Source organism: Acidovorax cavernicola (assembly GCF_003581445.1).
In genome coordinates this window covers 1-1720 of sequence record NZ_QXMN01000184.1, presented here as the reverse complement: position 1 = coordinate 1720, position 1720 = coordinate 1, and the positions used below count along the sequence as shown (strand labels likewise).

Genomic DNA, 1720 nt, shown 5'->3' with positions numbered 1-1720 from the left:
GACGGCCTTGCTCCAGGTCGATCAGCAGCATCTTGCCGGGCTGCAGACGCCACTTGCGGATGATCTTGCTGTCGGGCACGGGCAGCACGCCGACTTCCGAGCCCAGGATGACGAGGTCGTCATCGGTGATCACGTAGCGCGACGGACGCAGGCCGTTGCGGTCCAGCGTGGCGCCGATCTGGCGGCCGTCGGTGAACACGATCGATGCCGGGCCGTCCCAGGGCTCCATCATCGCGGCGTGGTACTCATAGAACGCGCGGCGGCGCTCGTCCATGGACTCGTGCTGTTCCCAGGGTTCGGGAATCATCATCATCACGGCCTGGCTGATGGGGTAGCCGGCCATGGTCAGCAGCTCGAGGCAGTTGTCGAACGTCGCGGTGTCGGACTGGTCGGCAAAGCTGATGGGGTAGAGCTTCTTCAGGTCTTCGGCCAGCACGGGCGAAGCCATCACGCCTTCGCGCGCGCGCATCCAGTTGTAGTTGCCCTTGACGGTGTTGATTTCACCGTTGTGCGCCACGTAGCGATAGGGGTGGGCCAGCGGCCATTCGGGGAAGGTGTTGGTCGAGAAGCGCTGGTGCACCAGGCCGATCGCCGAGACGCAGCGCTCGTCCTCGAGGTCGCGGAAGTACACGCCCACCTGGTCGTCGAGCAGCAGGCCCTTGTAGACCACGGTACGGCTGCTCATGCTGGGAACGTAGTATTCCTTGCTGTGCTTGAGCTTGAGGCCCTGGATGGCGGCGCTCGCGGTCTTGCGGATCACATACAGCTTGCGCTCAAGCGCGTCCTGAACGATCACGTCGTTGCCGCGGCCGATGAACACCTGGCGCAGCACGGGCTCCTTGGCGCGCACCGTGGGCGACATGGGCATGTCGAGGTTCACGGGCACATCGCGCCAGCCGAGCAGCACCTGGCCTTCGGCCTTGATCGCGCGCTCCATCTCCTGTTCGCAGGCCAGGCGCGAAGCGTGTTCCTTGGGCAGGAAGATCATGCCCACGCCGTACTCGCCCGCAGGCGGCAGCACGACGCCCTGCAGCGCCATTTCTTCACGGTACAGCTGGTCGGGCAGCTGGATCAGGATACCTGCGCCGTCGCCCATGAGCTTGTCCGCACCGACCGCGCCACGGTGGTCGATGTTCTCGAGGATCTTGAGCGCACCCGTCACGATGTCGTGGCGCTTTTCGCCCTTGATGTGGGCGACGAATCCCAAGCCGCACGCGTCGTGCTCATTGCTCTTGGAATACAGACCGTGTTCTTGGAGATGGGTGATCTCGGCAGCCGTAGTCATGGCGGAATCCTCAGTTATTTTCGCAGGGAGCCAGAGATTACGATAAGGCATCACCCTATGCAAGAAAATATAATTGGGGTCAGATTCAATTATTATCCGATGAATTTGTTCGGATAACAAATTAGGGACACATCAAATTCAGGAGCAAAAAACCTTTACTCACCGGGCATGAAACGCGTTCAACAGCCTCAGGTCGGCGATTCGGCAGGGTTTTTCGGCGGACGACCCGCGCGCTGGCGCACCACGCGGCGCTGGGTGCGGTTCTGCAGGTCGGCGACAAACTGCGGCGAACCGAGCGCCCAGCCGCGCAGCGCGGCCTGCTCGATGGTTTCGAGCTGCTCGGCAGAAATGCCTTCGTTGACCGCGGCCTTGTAGCCGGCTTCGCGCGCGAACGGCGTATTGCCCAGCGCCCAGAACGACGGATGCGCATGCACC

Annotated in this window: 2 pseudogenes; both read right to left on the bottom strand. The window is 62.6% G+C overall.

Annotated features, from left to right (window positions below):
- A pseudogene (locus D3H34_RS32310) lies at positions 1-1285 on the bottom strand (glutamate synthase subunit alpha); the annotation flags it as partial.
- Positions 1286-1473: 188 nt separating this feature from the next.
- Positions 1474-1720, bottom strand: a pseudogene (locus D3H34_RS32305) (transposase); the annotation flags it as partial.